Origin of the sequence: Serratia sp. MMO-28, from assembly GCF_037199905.1 — a bacterium.
Lineage (GTDB): Bacteria > Pseudomonadota > Gammaproteobacteria > Enterobacterales > Enterobacteriaceae > Chania > Chania oryzae.
On record NZ_JBBCVB010000012.1, the window covers coordinates 145530 to 153291 of the forward strand.

A 7762-nucleotide genomic window follows, 5' to 3' on the forward strand; every position below is an offset into this window, starting at 1 on the left:
GGGTATGGACATATACCCAAAATAATTCGATTTGCAGGAAGGTGAAAAGCATCGTCAACGCCCTGCAACTTGGAGGATGGCGGGTATATATATTAACGGCACATAAAGGACTCTGTATATGCACAATAATTCTCTTTCCATCGCAGCAAAAATGATTGCACTGGTTCTTGCTAGCGGAATGCTGTTTGGTTGTGATTCTGGTGTAACGACGACGAACAACGGTACTCCCACGACGGATACGGGGAGCACTGATAGCAACAATACGGACAGCAACACGACGGATAGCGGCAATACCGATAACGGTAACACCGATAACGGTAACACCGATAACGGTAATACCGATAACGGCAATACCGAAAACGGCAATACCGAAAACGGCAATACCGAAAACGGCAATACCGAAAACGGCAATACCGAAAACGGTAACACCGATAACGGCAATACTGATAAACCGATACAAACTTACTCGCCTTTATATAAATACGTTAAAAACAGTGACGGGGTGTACGGTTACGACAGTAATCTTCCCGTTGATCTTTATAAAGGCGCTAATCAGTTTATCAGTATCCCCGATAACTATATTGCACCCAAGCATGCTTTCAGAAGTGCTTGGGTAGCGACCATCGGCAATCTCAACATGCCGTTTGTCAATAGCGAGCAGGCCTTTAAACAGACCTATCTGAGCATATTGGACCGCTTCAGCGCGCTGAATATGAATGCGATGATCTTCCAGATCCGTCCGATGCTGGATGCATATTATTCATCCGAGATTAACCCCTGGTCGCAGTATCTCAGTGGTAAGCAAGGCAAAGATCCTGGCTATGATCCTTTAACCTGGATGATTGAGCAGACCCACGAGTGCGGTATGGAATATCATGCCTGGTTTAACCCGTACCGGGTGACCAATGCCAAGATCACCAGTCTGTTAAAAAATAATAGTCAGGGCTTATCGAGCGACGAGATCTTGGCCTTAAGCACGGAACAGCAGATTGGCTATCTGGTCAGCGCCGGGATCATGTCTTCAGAGAACTTTGCGGCTAAAAATCCGCAATGGGTACTGAGTTTTGATGAAAAGCTGTTTTTAAACCCGGCGATTCCGGAAGTAATTGAACATGTGGTAAGTACGGTGGAAGAAGTGGTTCGCCGCTACGACGTTGATGCCATTCATTTCGATGATTACTTTTACCCGTATCGCATCACGGTTAATGGTGCCACTGTGCAGTTTGGGGCTAAAGGCGAGGATAGGGCGGCATTTGAAACCTACGGTCTGGTGAATAACCAGTATCCCGATACACCACAAGGTATTGAGGATTGGCGGCGCGACAACGTTACCCGTTTGATTAGCCGTGTGCAGAATGTGATCGCTCAGCATAATCAGCAGCAGGGCACGGCGGTGCAGTTTGGGATCAGCCCGTTTGGTATTTGGGAGCATAAAGGGCGCAACGAGTTGGGTTCCAACACACCACTCGGTTCATCCCAGTCTTACAGCGGCAGTATTTTTGCCGATACGCGTAAATGGGTTAAAGAGGAACTGGTTGACTATGTTGTGCCGCAGATTTACTGGAGTTTTGACCAGGCGGCTGCACCTTATGGCGAGCTTGCCAGTTGGTGGAATAACCAAATGGAAGGTTCGCATACCCAGCTCTACATCGGCCATGCTAACTACAAACATGCTTCCAACGGTTCTTCCGATGCTGCCTGGATGAACCCTGAGGAGATCCCTAACCAGATGCGCTACAACCAGGATCTCAGCTACGTTTCGGGCAGCGTTTTCTTTAGCTACAACGATCTGCTGGTTTCTAATGTTGCGTCGCAACCGGTGGCACAGCAGGGGGCTTATGGCGCAAAGAATGCGGCCATTGAACAGTTGTCGCAAACTTATCTCAGCACGCCAACGCTCCCTCCTAGCAAACCTTGGCTGGATCATAAAGTGACCGCGCTGCCACAGCAGGCACGCTTCGTCTCTGGCAGTAAAAATGCCTTTAGCTGGGCAGATAGCTCGGATAACGATACGCGCTACTATGTGATTTATCGCGGTAGCGGCAAGTCAGGTGCGATCTTTGCCGATCCCAAAAATATCATTGCCAAAGTATGGCGGGGGAAAGCCAATACCTTCCGCTATCAGGATAATAACGCTGTGGGTGAAGGCTATACTTACCTGATAAGCGCGGTCGACGCAGCACAGAATGAAACGGCGCCGGTCACCGTGACGGCTGATTGATTGGAGGACAGTGCGCTAGCGGAAATTTCCGTGGCAAATTGAAAGAAAAAAATCCACGCCATTGCGTGGATTTTGCATTTATGCGGGCAATATCCGCCGGGATTTGCCGGTTAATTGCCTCAGGCTATCCGCTAGCATTTCACAGTTTTTCTAGCCGTTTTTGAATCTCTTCGCGGCGCCCTTTATCTGCCAACTCGCGGCCGGGGCGCGCCGGGGCGGCCTGCGCTTTTTGTAAATAGAGTTTGGCATCGGCTTTACGGCCCTGTTCTAACAGAAAGTCGCCGTAGAAATAGTTTGGATCTATACCGGTTGGGTTAATCTGTAACGCCTGTTTCAGCAACGATTCAGCCTGCTTTTTATCGCCAAAGCCGATGGGCCAGCCGGGAACCTGATAATAGAGCGTGCCAAGGCTGGTGTAGGCTGAACCATCCAGCGCTTTCGGATCCAGCTTCAGCGCCAACTCCAGCTTCATTTTCGCATCCTTGACCAGATCTAAAGCGCCGAGTCCCCCTTTTTCACCGGCCCAACTGCTTTTGACGATGGCTGACCAAATCAGCAAATCTGCGCGTGAGCCATTGGCCGAGCTGGCCTGCTCCGCAATGGTGCTGAGTTGTTCCAGACAATGCTCTTTTTGCTTTGCGGGAGCCTGATATTGGCAAACGGCCCATTGATTCTGAATATCAACCAAATCGCTTTGGGCATAGGCGGCGCTACAGCCCAGTAGCATGAGCGACAACAGTCGTTTTTTCATTGAGGATCCTCCTTTGCAAGGGACGCTTTGGCGTGGCGTGCAATGATGTGCCGCTGCTTGGCCAACGCTTTATCTACAACACCAGGGAAAAGTGCATTCAGTTTGACAAAGAACCGCTCCGGCCAGCCTAACCAGCGTCGCTTTATTTCTTTGTTAAGTGCGATGACGGCCTCTTTGGCAACAAATTCAGCACTGTCGCTTTGGGTGCCTAACTCCTTATTCATAGCGTAAACCGAGTCAGAATTAAGCGCGGTTTGCGTGGCTCGAGGGGCAAAGTAGAGCACGTTGATGCCTGAGCCGGTGAGCTCCCGCGAGAGAGCCTCACTAAAACCACGTAGCGCAAACTTACTCGCGCAATACACGCTGTACCCGGCATAGCCAATGCTGCCAAAGCTGGAGCCGATATTCATAATGATTCCGGGCCGATTGATGTAAGGCAGCAGGGCCTGCGTTAACAGGATCGGCGCTTGAATATTCAACGATAACTGCTGCGTTATCTGTTGCTCACTGTGATCTTCAAGCCAGGCAAAGTGATTGGTTCCGGCATTGTTGATCAAGATATCAATCTGCTGCTGTTGGCGGAGAAAGCCTTTTGGCTCGGCCAATGCTGCAGGATCACAAAGATCGGCTACCCATAGGGTGTGTTTTTCTGCGTTAGGCAACGCATTCTGGAGCTGTTTGAGCGTGGCTTCATTGCGCCCTTGTAAGATGAGCGTCGCCCCTTGTTTGGCCAACGCGTGGGCCAGCGCTTGCCCAATGCCACCGCTGGCGCCGGTGAGTAAAATACGGCAGTTAGCGAGTTTCATTGTGATTTTTCCAGCAGGCCACGCAGCATGTCGCCGTAAAGTTGGTAAACAACTTTGGCAGAGTGAACAATGGCGGCGCGATCTTCTGCTTTCTCGACCTTGTCCATTAAGGTGGCAAAAAAGGCCAGGTGTTCTTTGTCCAACTCACCGTGTGAACTGAGATAACTCATGGCTTTCGCAGGCAACCCCAGCCCTTGTTTCAACTGCTGGGCAACCGTCGTTGCAATCGCTACGCTGGTTCCCTCAAGGACGTGCACCATACCGAAAATACCCATTGGGTTAGAACGTGAGATAAAGTCATAAAGAAACGCAATCATCAACTCAATGGCTAAAACCGGCTGGCCGTGGCGAACCGCTTCGGCATCGCCACCGCAAGTCCTGATATCATTTAAGATCCATTCCTGGTGCCCATATTCTTCGTCAATATATTCCGCAATCGCGCCCCGAACCCATTCATACTCTGAGTTCATGCGGCCACCCGCCGTCATCAACAAAGGAACGGTATGACTGACGTGATAGAAAGCCTGTGTCAGAAAGGCGATATACATTTCGACATTTATATTGCCATTCCGGCATGCCTCAATGATCGGAGCAGCAAGGAGTTTTTCTCTGTCCAACGCTGTATCATGCTGTAGCTGTTGATAAAAACTCATACAATATCTCCTGAGGTTAACTGGTGGATGCGGGATTGATACTGGGATAAGATTTGCGCCCGCCGTGGCCGCCCGTTAGCGGTTAACAAACCGTTTTCGACCGTGAGCTGCGCCAAAATATAGTGGTGAATCTGTGCATAATCAGGTAAACGGCTATTTAGCTGGGATATCTGCTCTGCCAGGCTATTTTCATAACCGGGTGTTGGGTGAATTAAGGCAACATTGCTGGGTAGCCCGTCACCAAAGACGACAATGCGTGATACTGCCGGGAACAGCTGGGCTTCGGCTTCGACCCATTCCGGTGAAAAATTGCGGCCGAAGGCGGTGATCTGGACGTTCTTTTTACGCCCGGTAATATGCAGAAAACCCTGGTCATCCAGATAACCTAAGTCGCCGGTTGCTATACAAGACCCGGCGGCAGGTTCCCCTAGATACCCCAGCATTGCCGCACCGGAAACGTGGATCTCACCCTCTTCGGTGATGCTGATTTGACAATGCGGTAGCGGTTTCCCTGCCGAACCCGGTAAGGCGTTTCCGGGTGCATTCAGGGTTACAACCGAAGCGCATTCTGACAGCCCGTATCCCTCAAAAACCGGCAGCCCTAGCTGATGCGACTTGGCCACTAACTCTTCAGCCACTTTGCCGCCACCGACCGCAATAAAACGTAAGCTTTTTGCCAGTTCGGGCTGCATGCCGCATAGCATAACCAGCAAGCGCAACAGTTCCGGTACCAGCACCAGGCTATGTGGGCGCCATAGCCCAATCGCTTGAGCGAGGGTTTGGTAAGAAAATTGGCTGGAGCCGGTAAACCCCACTTCAGCCAGGGCGGGTATTCGGCTGCAGGCACCGCTTAACAGCGGAACATACAGGCCAGTGATATTTTCAAGCAGGGTTGAAAGGGGCAGCAGTGTCAGATGTTGCTGAATCTGTGCCGGAGCCACCCGTTCTGCCAACGATACACTGACTCGCATCAGATGCTCCCAACTCAGGCAAACGCCTTTGGGTTGCCCGGTGGTTCCCGAGGTATAGGTGATCTTCGCCGTATGCGCCGGTAACTCAGCAACGGACAACGGCCGCCGGCGTTGCAAGGCTGGTGCAACGTTGGGCGTTGTCGTCCAACCGATGCGTGCTGCGCCAATCAGGGCATCGGCCCCGCTGCTTTCAAGCAGCCACTCTTGCTGCTCGGCACTGAAAAAAACCGGCACTGGGATGAGAACAACATTGGCCAAGGCGCAGGCAAGATCGATAACTGCCCACTCCAGCCCATTATCAAGAAACAAGGCCAGCCGCGATATTTTCTCGGCTTTAAGTTTCTCGGCCAGGGAGGCTGTTTTTTGCAATAGCTCAGCGTAGCTAATGACTTGTTGGCTATCGCATAATGCGGGCCGAGAAGGATCTGCCGCTGCGATCTGTTGCATACGCTCAAAAAGGATCATAGTTGCACGCTCGTCTGCACTGGGAAAATGCCTGGCATGGGGCCAAATAGCGAGAGTAATAAACTGGTTTTACTCAAAACTTGGCGGCCTTGGTTCAGTTCACCCATCATGACGTAGGGTTGGTGCTGGTAATATTTCCCCCAGTTTTTGACCTCTTCGCCTATTCTCTCAGGCTGGGCCCGGGCCAGCTCAACGGGGTTCAGATGCAGCCGATGGAAGATATTCCTCAGTTTCCTGGTGCCGGTAAATACTACATACTCGAGTTGGTTATCGCACAAGAGCTGACAGATGGCGGCAAACATGATTCGTGCGTTACCGGCTTCAGCGCAGGCAAAGTTGCCTATTTCAACCAAGTGACTGCGCGATACGGTTTTACCTGTGTGAACAGCAATGACCTCCTCAATGGGAGCAGCCAAATAATGCTCAAGATACAAAGGCCCCAGATCCGCCCGGTTCAGGCCGCAGGCTCCCACCAGCTTCCCATCTGCCCGGTACATGCCCAGAAGGTAAGGAAGGAAGTGAGGGATGGTTGCATTGAACTCCCGTCTATATTCGTTCTGTATGTAGTTCTGCAATAACGCCCTGTGAGCATTATCACGAGAGAATAAAAGCTTATAAGGGGCTTGGATGTGCACGCTCATATTCACTCCTTCTGCTGGTAAGAGGAAATATAGCGATAAAGGCTTAGAAAAGGCTTAAGAAAGAAGGAATGTTACATTTTGATATAAAAACGGCTGCGCTGAGTGGGCCTGAGCGTATGTAGATGGTGAGACGGCTGGAAAACAAAAATCCACACAACCGTGTGGATTTTATAAGGTTTATTGGTCTTTATGGCTCGTCATGATATGGACGAGCAAAACCATTTAAACGTTAAGCCGTGATTTAAATTATATTTTATTGATATTTATGTTTTATTTAAAAATTAGTCTTAAGAATACTCATTCTTGTACTCATTTTGGAGTTGGCTTGCTTTCGTAAGGCGAAGGTCTTAGGTTCTACTCCTATTATCGCACCAATCAAGTATCTCTCAAAGTCTACTCCAGTTCACTGAAAACCATTATAATCAGCATCTTCCAGCTCTCGCTTGTATTCTGACGTCTACTGGCACCCCCCAAAATATACATGCATATGGGGGTACATTTGGGGTATGTGCTGTTCGGTCTTATGGATATACCCCCAGTGAAACTTAACGCCCGTCAGGTTGATACCGCAAAGCCAAAAGATGAACCTTACAAACTCTCTGATGGTGGGGGACTTTACCTTTTGATTATTGGCGGCTTAAGTACCGTGTTGCTGGCAAGGAGAAGTTGCTTGCTCTTGGGGTTTATCCCGACGTGACTTTGGCTGAAGCTCGTAGTAAACGTGAAGAGGCTAAAAGGGGCATTGCTGTTGGGATTGCTCCCAATGTAGCGAAGAGAGAAGAGAAACTAGCCCGATGCCCTCATTGCCGAATCAGCCTACCGAGAATTTATGCAGAGAAATCCGACGCTGCGAACCAATCAGAGACAAAAGGAACAGGAGGAAATCCGTGCTCAAGAAGTTGAACGTCACCAACGTAGGAATTTTATACAGAAACTTGCTGTGTGGTTTGTTCGTGCCACTGGAGCATGAAATGCATTCTGCACGGTTCGCCGTCGGTGAGCTCATTTCCCGTTAGCAGAGTCAGTTCTGAGAGCAAATAGATAAGGATAATTGCCGCCAGTTCTGCATCCATGTAACAGCTACTCGTATGTTTATGCAGAACCAATTCAACTTCATTCTGATGCGAATTACTTACAAGCATTGTAAGCGTCCGGCGAACTCATATTGTTAACAAAACTCTGCTGCCACATGCTGCCTTCATTCAATACAACGAACCTGAGGCAAAATATGGCAAAACAGTATTCTCACAGTGA

The 7762-nt window shown here is 49.8% G+C and carries 6 protein-coding genes and 1 pseudogene; 2 read left to right on the forward strand and 5 right to left on the reverse strand.

Annotated elements, in window-relative coordinates:
* Positions 1-118 precede the first annotated feature (118 nt).
* The gene (locus tag WG891_RS12895) at positions 119-2221 is read left to right on the forward strand and encodes a family 10 glycosylhydrolase (RefSeq protein ID WP_337263084.1); all 2103 of its coding nucleotides are present in this window, start codon (positions 119-121) and stop codon (positions 2219-2221) included.
* Positions 2222-2360: 139 nt separating this feature from the next.
* Here WG891_RS12895 and WG891_RS12900 read toward each other — a convergent pair whose 3' ends face one another.
* From WG891_RS12900 to WG891_RS12920, 5 genes are read right to left on the reverse strand one after another with little or no spacing between them, the layout of a single operon-like run.
* Positions 2361-2972, reverse strand: a complete 612-nt coding sequence (locus WG891_RS12900; RefSeq protein WP_337263085.1) for a tetratricopeptide repeat protein — start codon at positions 2970-2972, stop codon at positions 2361-2363.
* Complete coding sequence (locus tag WG891_RS12905; RefSeq protein WP_337263086.1) at positions 2969-3778, reverse strand: SDR family oxidoreductase; 810 nt, start codon at positions 3776-3778, stop codon at positions 2969-2971. The genes WG891_RS12900 and WG891_RS12905 overlap by 4 nt, the downstream gene beginning before the upstream one ends.
* Positions 3775-4431: a TenA family transcriptional regulator gene (locus WG891_RS12910; RefSeq protein WP_337263087.1), complete on the reverse strand. Its 657-nt coding sequence runs from the start codon at positions 4429-4431 to the stop codon at positions 3775-3777. The genes WG891_RS12905 and WG891_RS12910 overlap by 4 nt, the downstream gene beginning before the upstream one ends.
* Complete coding sequence (locus WG891_RS12915) at positions 4428-5867, reverse strand: AMP-dependent synthetase/ligase (RefSeq protein ID WP_337263088.1); 1440 nt, start codon at positions 5865-5867, stop codon at positions 4428-4430. Before WG891_RS12915 ends, WG891_RS12910 begins: the two co-directional genes overlap by 4 nt.
* The gene (locus WG891_RS12920; RefSeq protein WP_337263089.1) at positions 5864-6508 is read right to left on the reverse strand and encodes a thermostable hemolysin; all 645 of its coding nucleotides are present in this window, start codon (positions 6506-6508) and stop codon (positions 5864-5866) included. Before WG891_RS12920 ends, WG891_RS12915 begins: the two co-directional genes overlap by 4 nt.
* A 538-nt stretch (positions 6509-7046) precedes the next feature.
* Here WG891_RS12920 and WG891_RS12925 point away from each other — a divergent pair.
* Positions 7047-7303, forward strand: a pseudogene (locus WG891_RS12925) (Arm DNA-binding domain-containing protein); the annotation flags it as partial.
* Positions 7304-7762: the final 459 nt, after the last annotated feature.